Genomic DNA, 17,284 nt, shown 5'->3' with positions numbered 1-17,284 from the left:
TATATAACTTTTTTTGAATACAAGAAATTTGTAAATTGTTTTTTCTATTTTTGCCAAAAAACGAATGAAATTTATATTCGACTATATTTTATTTTTTGTAAAATCAATTCATCTTCACGGAGTGCATTCTCCTTTTGTTTTTAGTTTGATTAACAATTGTTTACGCTCTAAAAATAAAATTCAAATTGAGGAAATATGTAATTTCAGAGAAATAGGAATTTCTGAAAGAAAATTGCAATTATTGTTACAATTTATTGAATATTTTGATGTAAAATATGTTTTTGTAGATGATGAAAAGTTAAAAAAAATCTTGCAACTTTCAAAAGAAAATATTTTTGTTGAAACAGAGAAACTATCCGATTCCGTAACAGAAAAATACGACCTCATTTTCATAAACAAGAATACTAAAAATTTGAATATTATATCATTCTTAGAAAAAATGCATAATGATAGTGTTTTGATAATTAATGATATACATAAAAAAAAGAATAAAAATTATTGGGAAAACTTGGTAAAACATTCAAAAACAACTGCTTGTATAAACACGTTTACACAAGGCTACATTTTTATACGAAAGGAGCAAAAAAAAGAAGTTTTTTACATCAAGTTATAGTGATTTTTAGTACATTCGCAAAAAATAGTTAGAATTTTATCTGCTGGAAACTTGCGAGAGTATCAGCTGTTTAATTTGTGAAAATATGAGTTTGTTAGAGATTAGAGATATCAAACGTGATTTTAAATTGGGAAATGAAGTTCTTCACGTTTTGAAAGGTATTTGGCTATCAATCGAAAAGGGAGAATATGTGGCACTTATGGGACCTTCGGGTTCGGGAAAATCTACTTTAATGAACATTTTAGGATGTTTGGATACACCTACTTCGGGGGAATATATTCTTAACGGAAGAGATGTTAGTAAACTTTCTGATAGTGAACTTGCTGACATTCGTAATAAAGAAATTGGATTTGTTTTCCAGACGTTTAACCTTATGCCCAGAACTACAGCATTGGATAATGTAGCTTTACCGATGATTTATGCAGGAATAGAAAAAAATAAACGAAGAGAACGAGCTACAGAAGTGCTTGAACTTGTCGGTCTTGGCGATCGAATGATGCATAAACCTAACGAGTTATCGGGAGGTCAAAGGCAGAGAGTGGCTGTGGCAAGGGCTTTGGTGAATCACCCTTCTATCATTTTGGCAGATGAACCTACTGGAAATCTGGATTCAAAAACTTCATACGAAATTATGGCACTTTTTGATGAAATTCATCAGAAAGGAAATACAGTTATATTAGTGACGCACGAGGAAGATATTGCACAACACGCACATCGTATTATTCGTTTGCGTGACGGATTAATAGATAGTGATTTTAGGAAAGAGTAATTTTAAAAAATAGATATATGTGGTGGTTATGGGGATTATTGGCTATTCCTGTATTCTTTTTACTTATTTTCTGGAATGATAGAAAGAATCGGGATAAATTGTACAAACGACAAGGAAGAAATTTCAGGGAAAATTATTTCAAGAAGAAAGAAAAACGTTAATAGAATTTTCAATTGATTTTTGATAAAAGACAATCCAAAAATATAAAATTTTACAGATTTATTTTCTGTTTTTAGTAAGTTGTTTTTTATATATTAGGAGTTTTCCTTTGTATTTATCTATAAAAAAATAACTCTCTGTTTATCAGAGAGTTATTTTATGTTTTGTGACCTCGTCAGGATTCAAACCTGAAACCTCTTGAGCCGTAATCAAGTGCTCTATTCAGTTGAGCTACGAGGCCTGATTTTTAAATCGGTTGCAAAGATACAAACTTATTTTAAATCTCCAAATATTTTTTATAAAAAATAATAAACTTTTTTGCTAATAGCTTATTTTCAGTATGCTAAATAACTTCAACTCTCCAACCAAAAGGATCTTCTGATTTGTTATATTGAATATTTAAGATGGTTTCTTTAATTTTCGAAGCGTATAAATCTGTTGGACGATTAATCTTATAGTCTTTTCCTTTGTAGCCAAATCCTGAAATTGGACTGATAACTGCTGCTGTACCACTTCCAAAGATTTCTTGAAGAGAACCGTTTTCTGTAGCCAGTAATAATTCTTGTACTTTTATAGGTCGGACCTCTGTTTTGATACCTAATTTTTCTGCAATAGCAAGTACACTTTTTCGTGTAACACCATCTAAAATACGGTCGCTGGTGGGACAAGTAATTAACGTATCATCTATTCGAAAGAACAAATTCATCATTCCAGCTTCTTCTAAAAATTCGTGAGTTGTATCGTCCGTCCAAATAATTTGTTGATATCCTTCTTGAATAGCTAGTTGCGTCGGATAGAATTGCCCTGCATAGTTTCCTGCTGCTTTTGCTGCTCCAAAACCTCCGTTAGCGGCACGGCTATAATAATCAGCAATTTTTACTTTCACATCCCCTCCGTAATAAGCCTGTACTGGAGAAGTAATAATGAAAAAAATGTATTCCTTTGAAGGAGAAGCCATTATTCCTGTAGAAGTTCCTATGATAAACGGACGAATGTACAATGAATTTCCAACTCCTTTCTTAATCCAATCTCTATCAACTTTTAACAATGCTTTTAGCCCTTCGTCAAACCAATTCTCAGGAAACTCAGGAATAGCTAAACGCACAGCTGATTTATTCATACGTTTGTAATTTTCCTGTGGACGGAAAAGAAAAATATTATCATTGTCGTCTTTGTATGCTTTCATTCCCTCAAAAATTGCCTGTCCGTAATGAAAAACACTTGCTGAAGGTTCTAACGAAATAGGTGCATAAGGCTTGATTTGAGGTTGTTGCCAACTTCCATTTTTGTAATGACAAACAAACATATGGTCAGAAAAAGTTTGACCAAATGCTAAGTTTGAAAAGTCTACTTGATTTATGCGACTCTCTTTTATTTTTTCTATTGTTAAATTAAATTCTAAATTTCCCATAATTTTATTTTTTTGCGAATCTACTAAATTTCTTTTTAAATTTAAAAGAAAACAATGTGTTTTTTTTGAATCAATATTTTTTCATTTGATTTTTAATTGATTATTCAAAAATTTGTGATTTTTAAAATTGATTAAATTCTACTACGAAGAAATTGACTAACGGAAGATTACTAACAATTCATTAAACTCTGTTTTTGAAAATATAAATTTTTATTAGACTTCAAATCTTTTTTGTACATTTGCAACTTGTTTTAGTTTTAGGAAAAATGATAGAAAAAGAAATGGATAAAGTAGATTATACTTTTGTACATAGGCATTTAAAAATCAATGGTTTTTCTATTGATAGAGAGAATTTGGTTATTTTGGCGATGGAATACATCAAAGATGGTGAACCTTACCGAAAATCTATTGGAAATTTTTTACTGAATTGGCTCGATGATAATGATTACGTTGAGGCAGTTACTTCAGGCTCAACAGGAATTCCCAAAGTAATCCGCTTGAAAAAGCAACATATGGTAAATTCGGCTTTGGCTACGGGAAAACACTTAAATTTATCTCCTAAAAACACAGCGTTATTGTGTCTACCAGCTGATTTTATTGCTGGAAAAATGATGATAATTCGTGCTATTGTATTAGGATTGCATTTGGATATCATTCAGCCTTCATCAATGCCACTGGCTTTAACGAATAGAGACTATGATTTCACAGCAATGATTCCGCTTCAAGCATCAAAATCATTGTATGATTTGCATCGTGTAAAAAAATTAATTCTCGGTGGAGCCGCAATTGATAACGATTTGGAAGCCAAACTACAAAATGTTTCAACGGAGGTGTATTCTTCTTATGGAATGACGGAAACTATTTCGCATATTGCAATGCGACACGTTAATCATACGGAATCGCACGAAGATAGTTACAAAGCGTTGCCAGGTGTGACATTCCGCCAAGATGAGAGAAAGTGTTTGGTAATTAATGCTCCTCAAATATCTGATCACGAGGTTATTACTAATGATATTGTAAGGTTAATTTCCGATACTGAATTTATTTGGTTAGGTCGCTTGGACAACGTAATCAATTCAGGAGGATTTAAAGTATTCCCTGAAAGTGTTGAGCGTAAAATTAAGAAGTACATTAAAAATAATTACTTCATTATAGGTGAAGACGATGATGAACTTGGACAAAGAGCTGTTCTGTACGTAGAGGGCAATAAAGAAGATTATCCAAGTCTATCTCACGATTTATATGTAGACAAAGAAATTTTAAAATATGAGGTTCCCAGAGTTATTTATTTTATGCCAAAATTTGAACTTACTGGTAACGGAAAAATTCAACGTAAAGAAACTGTAAAGAAATACAAAGGATAAACATAAAAGCTCAAAATCAATAATATAAATAAAGATTTTGAGCTTTATTCAATTTTAATAACCCGATGAGTCCGTATTTAAAGAAATTTATACCCTATATAATTCCTTACAAGAAATATGCTTTTTTGAATATTTTTTTTAATATTTTGTATGCTTTATTTAGTGCTATTTCGTTTGTAGCACTTATCCCGATGTTGGACATTTTATTTGGAAAGGATACCAAAAAAATCGTTGAGGAGCCTGTTTTTTCAGGAAAAATTTCAGATTTGGTAAGTTATGGTAAAAATGTACTAAATTATAGAATATCAAATATTGTTGGAGAAGATTCCGTTGCCGCTTTAACAATTGTCATTACTCTTGTTATTGTACTTTTTTTGCTTAAAAATGCGTTTAATTATACTGCTGTGTTTTTTATCACACATTTGCGTAATGGCGTACTGAAAGACTTACGAAATGCACTTTACAAAAAAATAACGAATTTGCCTCTTTCTTATCTTTCTGAACAAAGAAAAGGAGATATAATTGCTCGTGTGGCGGGTGATGTAGGAGAAGTGCAACATTCTTTTCTTTCAATATTGGAATTGATTGTTAGAGAGCCTCTTACAATTATTTTTTCGATTGTTATGATGTTGGGAATTAGCGTAAAATTAACCATTTTTACTTTTGTTTTTATCCCAATTTCAGGTTGGATTATTTCCAAAATTGGAAAATCTTTGAAAAAGCAATCCACTAAAGTACAACAAGAACAAGGGCGATTTTTATCTCTTATAGAAGAAACTGTTGGCGGACTGCGAGTTGTTAAGGCTTTTAATTCTGAAAAGATTTTTCAAAACAAATTTGAAGATTCTACTTCACGTTTTTTTAAATTAGCTAACAATTTGGCAAACAGACAAAATTTAGCTTCACCAATGAGTGAATTTCTTGGAATTCTGATGATTGCTGTTCTACTTTGGTTTGGTGGAACAATGGTTTTAGTTAATAAAACTTTGGACGGAGCTGCTTTTATTGCCTTTATGGGGTTGGCTTACAATATTTTAACTCCAGCGAAAGCTATTAGTAAAGCTTCTTATGACTTAAAAAGAGGAAATGCCGCAGCTGAACGTGTATTTGAAATATTGGATTATGAAAGTCCTATTCAAGAAAAGGAAAATGCTTTTGATATACAGGAATTTAAGTCTTCAATCGTGTTGAAAAATATTACATTTGGATATAGTGATAATGAGGTTTTAACAGATTTTTCTTTAGAAATTCCTAAGGGAAAAACTATTGCCTTAGTAGGGCAATCAGGAAGCGGAAAAAGTACTATCGCAAACCTAATTACGCGTTTTTATGATGTAAACAAAGGGACAATTCAAGTTGATGGAATTGATATCAAAGATTTAACAATAAGCTCTTTACGACGTTTGATAGGAGTGGTTTCACAGGACTCAATTCTTTTTAATGATACTATTAAAAATAACCTTCTGATAGGAAAACCAAATGCGAGTGAACAAGAACTTTTGGAAGCAACCAAAGTAGCAAATGCTTATGAATTCATCAAGGATTTACCCGAACAGTTTAATACAAATATCGGAGACTCAGGTAGTAAGCTAAGCGGTGGGCAAAAACAACGTTTAAGTATTGCTCGTGCGGTTTTAAAAAATCCTCCAATTATGATTTTGGACGAAGCAACTTCCGCTCTTGACACTGAAAGTGAACGTTTGGTTCAAAATGCTCTGGAAAATATGATGAAAAACAGAACTTCCATTGTGATTGCTCATCGTCTTTCAACAATTCAAAAAGCTGATTTAATAGTAGTTATGCAGAAGGGACGCATTGTGGAGCAAGGAACACACAATGAGCTTTTGTTAAAGCAAGGTATGTATAAAAAATTAGTTGAAATGCAATCTTTTGAATCATAAATTTGGAAGAAAAAGAATTCATAACATTACTTCAAAATTCAAAAACACGTTCAAAAGCATTTGAAAATCTGGTAGATACCTACCAAAGAAGGCTTTATTGGCATATCCGAAGAATAGTTATTTCACACGAAGATACTGATGACGTGTTACAAGAAACTTTCATTAAAATTTTTCGAAACATTGATAAATTCAGAGGTGAGAGTTCTTTATTCTCGTGGGTTTACCGAATAGCCACCAATCAAGCCCTTGATTTTTTAAAGAAAAAAGCCAATGAGCGGAATTATTCAATTGAGGATTTGCAATATGATAGAAGTATACATTTAGAAACTGACGTTTACTTTGAAGGAGATGAAATACAAATCAAATTTCAAAAAGCTATTGCAACTCTTCCTGAAAAACAGCAACTTGTATTTAATATGAAATATTTTGAAGAACTTAAATATGAGCAAATATCTCAAATATTGGATACTTCGGTAGGTGCTTTAAAGGCGTCATATCATCACGCAGTGCAAAAAATCAAAAATTATTTGGAAACGCATTAAACTTTTTACTGATTTTGTCGTCTTACAACGAGGAAGTATGAAACGAAGTGAATTAAATATAAAATCAGGAATGAAAGTTCCAGAAACGTACTTTGATGATTTCAAAAAAAATCTGAAAAAAACTATTGATGCTGAATTGTTTATAGAAAACAAACAAGGCTTCAAAGTTCCAGAGAATTATTTTGAACATTCAAAGGAATCTATTTTGAAATCAACTACAGAAAGAACAAAAATATCTCATTTCTCAATAATTAGGTATGCTGTTGCTTCTGTTTTGATTTTGTTGTTTGTTTCTGTAGTTTGGAAATATACTTCTCAGACTTCACAAAATGTTTATTTTTCGGATTTAACTTCAGCAGAGATACAAGATTATCTGAATGACAGTTATTTAGAAGATAAAACATATTTAATTTTGGAAGAGTTAGAAGCAGTAAGTTTAAATTCCATTGTAAATGAAAATCAGAATATGGAAAATCTTGATGATTATTTACAAGAATATGATTATAAATTAGATGAAAATTATTAAAAGATAAAATTATGAGAGCATTTTTTACTATTATTTTGTTCTTCTTTATTAGTTTTTCTGTTTTTTCTCAAAAAGAGGATAATTATGAGAGAATAAAAACTTTAAAAATAGGATATATTACTGACAAAATAAATCTTACACCAGATGAAGCAAAAGTTTTCTGGCCTGTTTACGAAAAATATAACGAAAAATTACACAATTTACATAGCCAAATAAAAACTTGTAGGAAAGAAGGTTGTGATAAAAAGAGTAATTTAACAGAAAAAGAGGCTCTTGAGATTCTAAAAAAAGATAGTGAACTTAGCGATGAAATACGACAAGTAATTAAGGAAAAAGATAAAGAACTTTTGAAGATAATTTCAGCAAAAAAATTACTTTCGTTAAAAGAAGCTGAAAAGGAATTTCACAGAAAATTAATGAACCATTATAAGAATGCTAAATGAGAAAAAATCTGAGAGAAATTATGATTTCTCTCAGATTTTTTCTTAACTCACTAAACTTAATCCAATTCTTCTTCGCTGAATATCAACATCAACTACTTTCACGGTTATATGTTGATGCATTTTTACCACATCGTTTACATCAGCTACGTAACCATCTTTTAGTTGAGAGATATGAATAAGTCCACTTTCTTTTATTCCGATATCAACAAAACAACCAAAAGCTGTAATGTTATTTACAATCCCAGGTAAAATCATTCCAATTTTTACATCATCAAATGTTTTTACATTAGGGTCAAATTCAAAAATTTTAGCAGATTTTCGTGGGTCTAGTCCAGGTTTTTCTAATTCTTTAAGAATATCTTTTAAATAGATAACTCCTACATTATCATTAATGTATTTATTGATATTTATTTTGTTTATAGCCTCTTTATTACCGATGAGTTTTTCAGGTGAAATCCCCAAATCACTTGCCATTTTTTCAACAATTGGATAAGCCTCTGGGTGAACAGCTGAGTTATCCAACGGATTTTTTCCTTCGTGAATACGCAAAAACGCTACTGCTTGTTGGTAGGCTTTGGAACCCAATCTGGGAACGTTCAAAAGTTCTTCTCTTTCTGTAAAAGCTCCTTTTTCAGAACGATATTTTACAATATTTTCTGCCGTTTTTTCCCCAATTCCAGAGACATACGAAAGAAGAGATTTTCCTGCTGTGTTGAGATTTACTCCTACCGAGTTTACACATCTAATTACTACAGAATCAAGGTTTTCTTTTAGTTTTGTTTGATTTACATCGTGCTGATATTGTCCCACTCCGATTGCTTTTGGGTCAATCTTTACTAATTCTGCTAACGGGTCTGAAAGGCGTCTACCTATCGACACGGCTCCTCGCACTGTAACATCATAGTTTGGAAATTCCTCCCGAGCTATTTTAGAGGCTGAATACACCGATGCTCCCGCTTCATTTACTACAAAAACTTGTAAAGGAGAGCTAAAAGCTATGTTTTTAATGAACAATTCCGTTTCGCGTGAAGCAGTTCCGTTTCCAATAGCAATGGCCTCAATCTTGTAGGAATTAACCATCGATTTAATTTTTTTTGTTGCCATAGCAATATCTTTTTGCGGAGGATGCGGAAAGATAGTTTCATTGTACAACAAGTCTCCTTTTTCATCCAGACATACAACCTTACAGCCTGTTTTAAATCCAGGGTCGATGGCTAAAATTCTTTTTTCTCCCAGAGGAGCTGCCAATAGCAATTGTTTTAAATTTTCAGCGAATATTTGAATAGCCTTGTTATCAGCTTGTTCCTTAGCTTCTTGTAAAGTTTCATTTGATATGGAAGGTGCTAAAAGGCGTTTGTAACTATCCGCAATCGTGTCGTATAAAAAATCAGCTACTTCCCCTTTGGTTTTAATTATGGTTTTTCCTATAAAATCAATTGCTTCTTGCGAATCGATTTCAACTTTCAAACGAACAAAACCTTCACTTTCGGCTCGAAGCATTGCTAAAATACGATGAGAGGGCGTTTTTAAAAGATTTTCTTGCCAATCAAAATACATCGAAAATTTTTGAGCTTCTTCTTCCTCAGATTTCGTTTTAACCACCTGCGAAGTTATGTTTGCATTGCGTTGAAACATACGCCTTAAAGTTTTCCGAATAAAAATATTTTCACTAATCCATTCGGCGATGATGTCGGAAGCTCCCTGTAAGGCTTCCTTTTCTGTGGGAATTTCTTTGCTGATATATTTTGATGCAGTAAACTCCAAATCATTTACTTTTTGCGACATAATAATTTTAGCCAAAGGTTCTAATCCTTTTTCTTTAGCAATGTCGGCACGTGTCTTCTTTCTCTTTTTGTAGGGTAAGTAAAGGTCTTCCAATTCATTTAGAACAAAACAGGATTCGATTTTTTGTTTCAAATCATCGGATAATTTTCCTTGCTCTTCGATGGCAGCCAAGATGGTTTCTTTTCTTTTAAGAATGTTTTCATATTCGGTTTGCCATTTCGAAATTTGCTCAATGGCTATTTCGTCTAAGTTTTGCGTTTTATCTTTTCTGTAACGGGCAATAAACGGAATTGTACAACCTTCGGAAAGCAATAATAGGGTGTTTTCAATTTGATTTTTCTGAAAGGTATTATTCTGATTTTGAATATACTGAATATTTGTCATTATGAAGTTATGAAATTTGTAGATAAATTCAATAAAAAAAGCCATCTCAATAAAGATGGCTTTGTCCTTGAGCCGATAGAGGGATTCGAACCCACGACCCCGAGATTACAAATCACGTGCTCTGGCCAACTGAGCTATATCGGCGTTATTGCGGGTGCAAATGTAGTAACTTTTTTTTAATTTGCAAATCTTTTTATGAAAAAAATTATCCCAACTTATTTAACTTCCCAATAAAAGTTCCTGCTTTTTGCTCAAAATCTTTTCTAACTTGTTTTAAATGAGCACCTCTTTTCTCTACATCTCGGTGATAAATTTTTTCAATCAAATCGTCATAAGTAACCAAGATTTCTTGAATAAGTTCTGAACCTTTGCCCGTATTTCCGTTTGTGTATTCCCAATGAAACACGCTATCTATAATATCTCCGAAAACGTAATTAATCTCTTTTTTTAAATTTCTGATACTTGCCATATTTATTTCTTTTTAATTCGGTTACAAATGTACAATAAAAAAGAGATAAGAGCAAAATATTAATTGCGTATTCGTGTTAAAATTTATAGTTATTAATAACTTACCTGTATTTCCACTTTTATAAAACATTGAAAAGGCTTTTTATGATAGAGTAAACCTTCTGCATAGTTGAGCAGGATTATTTCTGGTAAAAAAGTTTTATAATCAAAAAAAGTGATATTCTGCTGTGATAAGGTAATTTTAGTATTTTTGTAGCGTTTTAAACAATGAATAAAATTAGCTACGATGAAATTTGTTTATATAATTCTTTTTTCAATGCTAACTTTTTCTATTTCAGCTCAAAGTAAAATAGAAGAGGCAAAAGAAAATTTATCTAAAGAATTACCAATTCAAGGTAGAGCAGCTTCAAATTCTGACGGAAGCTATACATCTTCCTCCGACTCATATTCCTTTGGAAGAGAGATGTTTACGGGGATTTTGTTAGATTTGACCGTGTTTTTAGCATATTATGTAGCTTTCGAAACTCCTCTGGAACAACAAGGTAGAATGTATAACGCCACGTTAAATCATTATCCGTTTTATGCAGGAGCTAAGGGAGACTATAAGTACACAAAGTCAAGCGATTATGTTTTTTGGAGATTAGAAGGTTCTAATTATTATTTTTCTGAAAAAGGTAGATTTTTTATGAATGACTTGAATTTAAGAATCAGGTTAGGGAGTCGTTTTGCTATAAAAACTGAATATTTACATTTTTGGGAAAAATTGTTGGTAAGTAAAAATAGTAAATTGGATATATTCACGTTAACGGGTCAATATTTCCGTATACGAACTCCGATAGTTTCTCTTCATTGGGGACTTGGAGCAAGTTATATTGCTAACGGAATCAATCAGTTTGGGTTTGCAACTGAGTTAGGAAATGAAATTTTCATCAAGCCATTTTCTTTATACACGGATTTGAAATATAGTTCTTCCAGGAATAGTGATGTTTACCATTTTTCAATCGGACCCAAATTCTATTTCCGAAATTATAACATAGGAGTTAAGTATCAGTATGTTAATCTGGCAGGAAGCAAAGCATCGGGTATAAGTTTTGGAGTTGGAGCTATTTTTTAGAAAAAAGTTAAAATTAGTACAAAACTATCAAGATAAATCATTAGAAGCGTTCCATAATTTATCATTCGGAACGGGAGCTGTAATTTCAATTTTTTCTTTTTTAACAGGGTGGGTAAAACTTAATTTTCGTGCGTGAAGATGAATACTTCCATCTGGATTGGAGCGTTTTGCGCCATATTTTAAATCTCCTTTTATAACGCAACCTATGGCAGAGAGTTGTGACCTAATTTGATGATGTCGTCCTGTAATTAACTGAATTTCTAATAGATAGTAATTGTCAAATTTTTTTAGTAATTTGTAGTTTAGAATGGCTTTTTTGCTGTTTTTTACCTCTTTTTTATGAGCTGTTGATTTATTTTTTTCTTGATTTCTGGTCAGCCAATGTGTTAAAGAGCCTTCGGTAGGAGAGGGGCTGTTTTCCGTAATTGCCCAATAAATTTTTTCAACATTTTGTTTGTCAGAAAATAATGTATTCATTCGAGATAAAGCCTTCGATGTTTTGGCAAAAACTACAATACCTGTAGTCGGGCGGTCCAAACGATGTACCACTCCCAGAAAGGCTTCTCCTGGTTTGTTGTATCTCTGTTTTAGGTATGTTTTTAATATTTCACTGAGCGGGGAGTCGCCTGTTTTGTCGCCCTGAACGATATCTCCTGCTCTTTTGTTTATGATTATCAGATGATTGTCTTCGTAAAGTATTTGCAGATTTTCTACGCTGGATTTTACTTTCATATTTTCTTTTTTTGGTAAGATATACAAAACGGAAATCGTCATAAAATAGCCCCAAAAGTAAAACAATAATAGGAATAAACAAGGTTTTTAAAGCCATTTCCATTTTAATGAAGAAAAAACCACCACTTAATCCTCCTAAAAAGAAGAAAATAATAATAAATAATCGTAGCTTGATATTCGATTTAGTTTTCTTTAACAGAACTTCTAAGTTGTTCTTTTTTAAGTAAATCCATTGGGAAAGTTCAATGCCTAAATCAGTAAATAGCCCTGTAAGGTGCGTGGTTCTTACCACAGAGTTAGAAATTTTTGTCACAAAAGAATTTTGAACTCCCATCGCGAAAAGTAATATACAAGCAGTAATATCTGTTGGGAAGTCTGTGAAAAAATAATTTAAAACAATCGCACTAAATAGTAGAAAACACTCAACCAATGTAGGTGCTACAAAAATATTGTGTTTTTTGTAATAATTTGCCGTTTCGATGAGCCAACCTGAAGTAAAAGAACCTGCCAGAAATGAGAAAATATATAGAAAATAGATAGTCCCTTTCCAAAATTCCATTATGGAAACATCGTAAATGAAAAGTGCAAAATGCCCTGTTACATTGGTAGTTAACTTTCCTAAGAACAAAAAACCAACAACATTAACGATACCCGCAACAAATGATAACACTACAGCAATTTGTAAATTATTCTTTGCTGTTCTATTTTTTCCCTGATGCCGAAACATTATAATGAACCTGATCATAAAAAAATTAGATTCAGAAAATAAATTCCTGAATCTGATTTTTTACTTTTTAATAAGATTCCTCTTTATTAGGGAACTCAACGTTCTTAACATCTTCTACATAACGGGAAACTGCCGATGTAATTTCATCATACAAGTTCGCGTAGCGACGCAAAAACCTTGGGTGAAATTCGTTTGTCATTCCTAAAATATCGTGGAGTACAAGAACTTGACCATCAACGCCACTTCCTGCTCCAATTCCTATAACTGGAATGCTGACACTCTTTGCTACTTCTTCAGCCAGAGTTGCAGGAACTTTTTCTAAAACAATAGAAAAACATCCCATTTTCTCTAACATAATAGCGTCTTCTTTTAGCTTTTGAGCCTCGGTTTCTTCTTTAGCTCGTACTGTATATGAACCAAATTTGTAGATAGACTGCGGAGTTAAACCCAAGTGTCCCATAACGGGAATTCCTGCATTCAAAATGCGTTTGATGCTTTCTTTTATTTCTTTTCCTCCTTCTAATTTTACAGCGTGTCCACCACTTTCTTTCATAATTCGGATAGCCGAACGCAAAGCTTCTTTCGGATTTGATTGATATGAACCAAAAGGTAAATCGACTACAACCAAGGAACGCCCTGCACCTCTAACTACCGATGAGGCGTGGTAAATCATTTGGTCTAAAGTAATTGGAAGAGTTGTTTCGTGTCCAGCCATCACGTTACTTGCCGAATCTCCAACAAGAATTACATCAATTCCTGCTCCGTCTATAATTCTGCTAAATGTATAATCGTAAGCCGTTAGCATTGAAATTTTCTCTCCACGAGATTTCATATCAATTAACGACTTTGTTGTTACGCGTTTGTATTCTTTCTTTTTTGCAACAGACATATTTTTATCCTTTCAATTTTTTTAATTTCTCATAATGGTTTGCGTTCGGTCAGGACCTACAGAAACCAAAGTTATGGGAGTTTCTAATTTTTTTTCCAAAAATGTGATATAATCCAATAATTCTTGCGGTAACTGGCTATCATCTTTTATAGAGGTTAAATCTTGAGCCCAACCTTTAAGTTCTGTGTAGATGGGAGTTACATTCTGTTCTTCAATGTTATAAGGCAAATGACTAATTTCTTTACCTTTGTAATTATAAGCGGTACACACTTTTAAAGTTTCAAAACCGCTAAGTACGTCGGCCTTCATCATCATAAGTTGTGTAACTCCATTTATTTGAACAGCATACTTCAATGCAACTAAATCAAGCCAACCACAACGGCGTTTTCGTCCTGTAGTTGCACCAAATTCTCGTCCAACACGCCCCATTGTTTCCCCATCTTCGTCAAATAATTCAGTAGGGAAAGGACCGCTTCCAACACGAGTTGTATAAGCTTTGAAAATTCCGAGAACTTCACCGATTTTTGTCGGAGCCACTCCTAATCCTGTACAAGCTCCAGCAGCAGTTGTATTTGAGGAAGTTACAAAAGGATACGTTCCAAAATCAATATCTAATAATGAGCCTTGAGCTCCTTCAGCTAGTATTTTTTTATCATTTTTGATAGCTTGGTATATATACTCTTCGCTATCAATAAATTGTAGTGATTTTAATGTTTTTATAGCCTCAAAAAATTCAGCTTCTAATTCTGATAAGTTGTATTGAATTTCAATATTGTAGTGAGAAATCATTTCTTCGTGTTTGTCCCTCAGACTTTTATACCTGGTTTCAAAGTCATCTAACTCAATATCACCTACACGAAGCCCATTTCTTCCTGTTTTGTCCATATATGTAGGACCTATTCCTTTCAAAGTAGAACCTATTTTAGCTTTTCCTTTTGAAGCTTCAGAAGCTGCATCTAATAAGCGATGTGTGGGTAAAATCAGATGGGCTTTTCTTGATATTAATAATCTGTTTTTCAGGTCAATATTGAATTTCTCTAAAGCGTCAATTTCCTTTTTGAAGATCACAGGGTCGATAACAACGCCATTTCCTACAATATTTATTGCACTTTCGTGGAAAATTCCAGAAGGAATTGTATGTAAAACGTGCTTAATTCCATTAAATTCAAGAGTGTGTCCAGCGTTTGGTCCTCCTTGAAAACGAGCGATTATATCATACTTTTGAGTTAGAACATCAACTATTTTTCCTTTTCCCTCATCGCCCCATTGAAGCCCGAGAAGTAAATCTACTGCCATTTTTAGCTATTTGTTTGTTTCTGAGTTATTTGTATTTTCTTTTTTGTTTTTCACCCCGTAAAAATATAGTGAATGATTGTCAATTTTTATATCAAAAATCTCTTCTATAGTTTGCTTAATTCCTTGAATACGAGGGTCGCAAAACTCCATAATTTCACCAGTGTCGGTAAGAATTACGTGGTCGTGTTGGCGGTCAAAATACGCTTTTTCATAATGTGCTTGATTTTGTCCAAACTGGTGTTTACGAACCAAGCCGCATTCCAATAAAAGTTCAATAGTATTATAGAGTGTAGCACGGCTCACACGATATTTTTTATTTTTCATTTTGATGTAGAGAGTTTCAATATCAAAATGCTCACCACTTTCATAAATTTCTCGAACGATTGCGTAACGTTCAGGAGTTTTTCGGTGCCCGTTTTCTTCCAAGTATTTGGTAAAAACTTTTTTAACAATTTCTAGATTTTCTTGGGTAGTATTTGTCATAACTATTTTGTGTTATCAAAGGACAAAGTTACAATTTTTTTTGATATATTTGTACGAATTGAAAGTTTTAATTGGATACGATATTTATTGTTATCTTAAAAAAGAAAAAGAGAGCTTTTAGCTCTCTTTTATTGTTGATTTTCAAAGAATTCTTTTTCAGATAATACCCGACCGAATAATTTTTCTTTCCAGTTGTTCCAACTATATTTTTTTGAAAAAATGAATAACATTAACGGAAAATAGAACAATAAAGGAAATAGCATCGTTGCTATGAGTGATGGTTCTGACACGTCTTTTAACAGTGAGGGTGTCTGAAAAACAGACCAGCTACTCGTCATTAAAATAGCAGAAAAAAGATTGTTTGCAATATGAAAACCTAATGCCAATTCCAACCCTTCATCCATCAGAACAATTATCCCGAGGAAAAAACCTGTTCCGATATAATACGCTAACAACCAGTATCCTAATTTTAATACTTCAGGATTAGCAGCGTGGACTAATCCAAAGGTTACGGAAGTAAATAACAAAGGAAACCAACGATTTTTAACGAAAATACCTATACTTTGCATTAAATATCCTCGAAAAAAATATTCCTCAAATCCTGCCTGAAAGGGTATGAGTAATATGGAAATTGCACACAATATCAAGAACGGTTCAAGTTGAAAATTCCATTCAAAATCTTGTGGATATACCATATAATTACCAAAAGTAACCGCTGTTACAATACCTCCCCACAGAAAAAAAGAAAAGAAAAAACGTTTCCAATCTACTTTACTTCGTGATGTGTGAAAATGTAATAGTGGTTGTTGGTGTACGTAACGAACCCAAAGTAGTAAAGCTACACAGAAAAAAGCGAAAGATGCCAAATTTTCTGCAAAAAAACGTAATTCTCCCTTCTTTTCGATAGATATTTTGATGAGTTCGCTAGTGTCGACAACCGACAAAGCTAAAAAACTTAGTCCAGTTAAACCAAAAAATAGTGTAGGACAGATTATATACAGCCATTTTGGGCTTTTTCCACGATATGCATTTTCAATGTACATCAGCTTGGAACCTTTATTAATTTGTTAAAAAATGTATGTGATTCCGAATTTCCCGTTAACAACGTGTCCTCCTCCTAATTCAAGGTTTACCCCGAAGTTATCGTTAAAAAAGTAGCGTCCACCTACTTGCAATCCCCATCCTAATCCAGAAGAGTAATATGGTTCTAAATACGGATGTTTGTAATTGTGTGACCAATGATAATAACCAATAGTTGCACCAGCGTAAACGTCGAATTCTGAGGGAATTCTTAGTATTCTGTTGAAGTGATAGTTGCCATTTGCCATAATCCCTAATCCTGAATATTTTACGTTTTCTTTAGAACTAGAACGGAACGAAATTTCGCCTCCTACAGTGAAATCATCTGCCACACCATAATCAACACCTACGTAAACAGGAACACCCCAGCCTGAAAATCCAAAACCTCCATTTATTTGGAAATTATTAACTTCCAATGAGCCCTGAGCTGACATCGTTGTCATAAAAGACACAAACAATCCGAATAATAAAATAATTTTTTTCATCTTTTTTAAATAAATTAAATTGTTAATAATGCAAAAGTAAACTTTATAAGAAATATGAATATAAATAAAATGTTAAAGTTTAAAATTCTATTTTGAAAGTTTTTGTGTGAAAT

General features: G+C 32.6%; 19 protein-coding genes and 2 tRNA genes. 9 read left to right on the top strand and 12 right to left on the bottom strand.

The annotated features are described in order from the left end of the window. Nucleotides 1–64: 64 nt before the first annotated feature. From YW9_RS0101215 to YW9_RS13535, 3 genes are all read left to right on the top strand, one after another. Nucleotides 65–613, top strand: a complete 549-nt coding sequence (locus tag YW9_RS0101215; RefSeq protein WP_018278352.1) for a hypothetical protein — start codon at nucleotides 65–67, stop codon at nucleotides 611–613. A gap of 85 nt (nucleotides 614–698) precedes the next feature. Continuing rightward, complete coding sequence (locus YW9_RS0101210; RefSeq protein ID WP_018278351.1) at nucleotides 699–1,382, top strand: ABC transporter ATP-binding protein; 684 nt, start codon at nucleotides 699–701, stop codon at nucleotides 1,380–1,382. A 17-nt stretch (nucleotides 1,383–1,399) separates the two neighbouring features. Further along, on the top strand, nucleotides 1,400–1,543 hold the full coding sequence (locus YW9_RS13535; protein WP_018278350.1) for a hypothetical protein: 144 nt from the start codon (nucleotides 1,400–1,402) through the stop codon (nucleotides 1,541–1,543). Nucleotides 1,544–1,708: 165 nt separating this feature from the next. On the opposite strand, the gene YW9_RS0101200 is transcribed toward YW9_RS13535, so the two are convergent. Together YW9_RS0101200 and YW9_RS0101195 are read right to left on the bottom strand one after the other, a co-directional pair. After that, a tRNA-Arg gene (locus YW9_RS0101200) sits at nucleotides 1,709–1,782 on the bottom strand. Nucleotides 1,783–1,884: 102 nt separating this feature from the next. Further along, on the bottom strand, nucleotides 1,885–2,952 hold the full coding sequence (locus YW9_RS0101195) for a branched-chain amino acid aminotransferase (protein WP_018278349.1): 1,068 nt from the start codon (nucleotides 2,950–2,952) through the stop codon (nucleotides 1,885–1,887). Between the two features lie 281 nt (nucleotides 2,953–3,233). On the opposite strand from YW9_RS0101195, the gene YW9_RS0101190 reads away from it, so the two are divergent. The 5 genes from YW9_RS0101190 (at nucleotide 3,234) to YW9_RS0101170 (ending at nucleotide 7,728) form a co-directional block, all read left to right on the top strand. Next, nucleotides 3,234–4,316, top strand: a complete 1,083-nt coding sequence (locus YW9_RS0101190) for an AMP-binding protein (RefSeq protein WP_026193718.1) — start codon at nucleotides 3,234–3,236, stop codon at nucleotides 4,314–4,316. A 65-nt stretch (nucleotides 4,317–4,381) separates the two neighbouring features. Next, the gene (locus YW9_RS0101185; RefSeq protein ID WP_018278347.1) at nucleotides 4,382–6,217 is read left to right on the top strand and encodes an ABC transporter ATP-binding protein; all 1,836 of its coding nucleotides are present in this window, start codon (nucleotides 4,382–4,384) and stop codon (nucleotides 6,215–6,217) included. A 2-nt stretch (nucleotides 6,218–6,219) separates the two neighbouring features. Further along, nucleotides 6,220–6,759, top strand: coding sequence for an RNA polymerase sigma factor (locus YW9_RS0101180; RefSeq protein WP_018278346.1), 540 nt, complete (start codon nucleotides 6,220–6,222; stop codon nucleotides 6,757–6,759). A gap of 37 nt (nucleotides 6,760–6,796) precedes the next feature. Beyond that, nucleotides 6,797–7,285, top strand: coding sequence for a hypothetical protein (locus tag YW9_RS0101175; protein WP_018278345.1), 489 nt, complete (start codon nucleotides 6,797–6,799; stop codon nucleotides 7,283–7,285). Between the two features lie 11 nt (nucleotides 7,286–7,296). Continuing rightward, the gene (locus YW9_RS0101170) at nucleotides 7,297–7,728 is read left to right on the top strand and encodes a hypothetical protein (RefSeq protein WP_018278344.1); all 432 of its coding nucleotides are present in this window, start codon (nucleotides 7,297–7,299) and stop codon (nucleotides 7,726–7,728) included. A gap of 42 nt (nucleotides 7,729–7,770) precedes the next feature. Here the strand turns inward: YW9_RS0101170 and YW9_RS0101165 are convergent, their stop codons facing one another. The 3 genes from YW9_RS0101165 to YW9_RS0101155 all read right to left on the bottom strand — a co-directional run bounded on the left by YW9_RS0101165 (nucleotide 7,771) and on the right by YW9_RS0101155 (nucleotide 10,366). Continuing rightward, a complete protein-coding gene (locus YW9_RS0101165) occupies nucleotides 7,771–9,897 on the bottom strand; it encodes a Tex family protein (protein WP_026193717.1) in 2,127 nt (708 codons plus the stop codon). A gap of 70 nt (nucleotides 9,898–9,967) precedes the next feature. Continuing rightward, nucleotides 9,968–10,041 (bottom strand) — tRNA-Thr (locus YW9_RS0101160). 61 nt (nucleotides 10,042–10,102) lie between these two features. Continuing rightward, the gene (locus YW9_RS0101155) at nucleotides 10,103–10,366 is read right to left on the bottom strand and encodes a hypothetical protein (protein WP_018278343.1); all 264 of its coding nucleotides are present in this window, start codon (nucleotides 10,364–10,366) and stop codon (nucleotides 10,103–10,105) included. Nucleotides 10,367–10,651: 285 nt separating this feature from the next. Here YW9_RS0101155 and YW9_RS0101150 point away from each other — a divergent pair, with 285 nt between their 5' ends. Further along, nucleotides 10,652–11,479: a hypothetical protein gene (locus YW9_RS0101150; RefSeq protein ID WP_018278342.1), complete on the top strand. Its 828-nt coding sequence runs from the start codon at nucleotides 10,652–10,654 to the stop codon at nucleotides 11,477–11,479. Between the two features lie 27 nt (nucleotides 11,480–11,506). Here the strand turns inward: YW9_RS0101150 and YW9_RS0101145 are convergent, their stop codons facing one another. From YW9_RS0101145 to YW9_RS0101115, 7 genes are all read right to left on the bottom strand, one after another. After that, nucleotides 11,507–12,178, bottom strand: a complete 672-nt coding sequence (locus YW9_RS0101145) for an RluA family pseudouridine synthase (RefSeq protein ID WP_040353623.1) — start codon at nucleotides 12,176–12,178, stop codon at nucleotides 11,507–11,509. After that, nucleotides 12,087–12,938, bottom strand: coding sequence for a YoaK family protein (locus YW9_RS0101140; protein ID WP_018278340.1), 852 nt, complete (start codon nucleotides 12,936–12,938; stop codon nucleotides 12,087–12,089). The genes YW9_RS0101145 and YW9_RS0101140 overlap by 92 nt, the downstream gene beginning before the upstream one ends. Before the next feature lie 67 nt (nucleotides 12,939–13,005). Beyond that, nucleotides 13,006–13,827, bottom strand: a complete 822-nt coding sequence (gene panB, locus YW9_RS0101135) for a 3-methyl-2-oxobutanoate hydroxymethyltransferase (protein ID WP_018278339.1) — start codon at nucleotides 13,825–13,827, stop codon at nucleotides 13,006–13,008. A gap of 21 nt (nucleotides 13,828–13,848) precedes the next feature. Next, nucleotides 13,849–15,123 (bottom strand): adenylosuccinate synthase, encoded by a 1,275-nt coding sequence (locus YW9_RS0101130; protein WP_018278338.1) that lies wholly within the window; start codon nucleotides 15,121–15,123, stop codon nucleotides 13,849–13,851. Nucleotides 15,124–15,129: 6 nt separating this feature from the next. Beyond that, a complete protein-coding gene (locus tag YW9_RS0101125) occupies nucleotides 15,130–15,606 on the bottom strand; it encodes a Fur family transcriptional regulator (protein ID WP_018278337.1) in 477 nt (158 codons plus the stop codon). A 128-nt stretch (nucleotides 15,607–15,734) separates the two neighbouring features. Then, nucleotides 15,735–16,649 (bottom strand): CPBP family intramembrane glutamic endopeptidase, encoded by a 915-nt coding sequence (locus tag YW9_RS12350; protein ID WP_018278336.1) that lies wholly within the window; start codon nucleotides 16,647–16,649, stop codon nucleotides 15,735–15,737. Nucleotides 16,650–16,673: 24 nt separating this feature from the next. After that, on the bottom strand, nucleotides 16,674–17,171 hold the full coding sequence (locus YW9_RS0101115) for an outer membrane beta-barrel protein (protein WP_018278335.1): 498 nt from the start codon (nucleotides 17,169–17,171) through the stop codon (nucleotides 16,674–16,676). Nucleotides 17,172–17,284 lie beyond the last annotated feature (113 nt).

This window comes from Capnocytophaga cynodegmi DSM 19736, from assembly GCF_000379185.1.
Classification (GTDB): Bacteria; Bacteroidota; Bacteroidia; order Flavobacteriales; family Flavobacteriaceae; genus Capnocytophaga; species Capnocytophaga cynodegmi.
The sequence above is the reverse complement of the archived record's forward strand: the minus strand, read 5'-3'. Positions and strand labels throughout refer to the sequence as shown.

Coding starts and splice junctions, on each gene's coding strand:
- YW9_RS0101195 (WP_018278349.1), bottom strand. CDS start 2,952: ATGGGAAATTTAGAATTTAATTTAACAATAGAAAAAATAAAAGAGAGT.
- YW9_RS0101115 (WP_018278335.1), bottom strand. CDS start 17,171: ATGAAAAAAATTATTTTATTATTCGGATTGTTTGTGTCTTTTATGACA.
- YW9_RS0101165 (WP_026193717.1), bottom strand. CDS start 9,897: ATGACAAATATTCAGTATATTCAAAATCAGAATAATACCTTTCAGAAA.
- panB (WP_018278339.1), bottom strand. CDS start 13,827: ATGTCTGTTGCAAAAAAGAAAGAATACAAACGCGTAACAACAAAGTCG.
- YW9_RS13535 (WP_018278350.1), top strand. CDS start 1,400: ATGTGGTGGTTATGGGGATTATTGGCTATTCCTGTATTCTTTTTACTT.
- YW9_RS0101125 (WP_018278337.1), bottom strand. CDS start 15,606: ATGACAAATACTACCCAAGAAAATCTAGAAATTGTTAAAAAAGTTTTT.
- YW9_RS0101130 (WP_018278338.1), bottom strand. CDS start 15,123: ATGGCAGTAGATTTACTTCTCGGGCTTCAATGGGGCGATGAGGGAAAA.
- YW9_RS0101170 (WP_018278344.1), top strand. CDS start 7,297: ATGAGAGCATTTTTTACTATTATTTTGTTCTTCTTTATTAGTTTTTCT.
- YW9_RS0101210 (WP_018278351.1), top strand. CDS start 699: ATGAGTTTGTTAGAGATTAGAGATATCAAACGTGATTTTAAATTGGGA.
- YW9_RS0101150 (WP_018278342.1), top strand. CDS start 10,652: ATGAAATTTGTTTATATAATTCTTTTTTCAATGCTAACTTTTTCTATT.
- YW9_RS12350 (WP_018278336.1), bottom strand. CDS start 16,649: ATGTACATTGAAAATGCATATCGTGGAAAAAGCCCAAAATGGCTGTAT.
- YW9_RS0101185 (WP_018278347.1), top strand. CDS start 4,382: ATGAGTCCGTATTTAAAGAAATTTATACCCTATATAATTCCTTACAAG.
- YW9_RS0101155 (WP_018278343.1), bottom strand. CDS start 10,366: ATGGCAAGTATCAGAAATTTAAAAAAAGAGATTAATTACGTTTTCGGA.
- YW9_RS0101140 (WP_018278340.1), bottom strand. CDS start 12,938: ATGTTTCGGCATCAGGGAAAAAATAGAACAGCAAAGAATAATTTACAA.
- YW9_RS0101215 (WP_018278352.1), top strand. CDS start 65: ATGAAATTTATATTCGACTATATTTTATTTTTTGTAAAATCAATTCAT.
- YW9_RS0101175 (WP_018278345.1), top strand. CDS start 6,797: ATGAAACGAAGTGAATTAAATATAAAATCAGGAATGAAAGTTCCAGAA.
- YW9_RS0101190 (WP_026193718.1), top strand. CDS start 3,234: ATGGATAAAGTAGATTATACTTTTGTACATAGGCATTTAAAAATCAAT.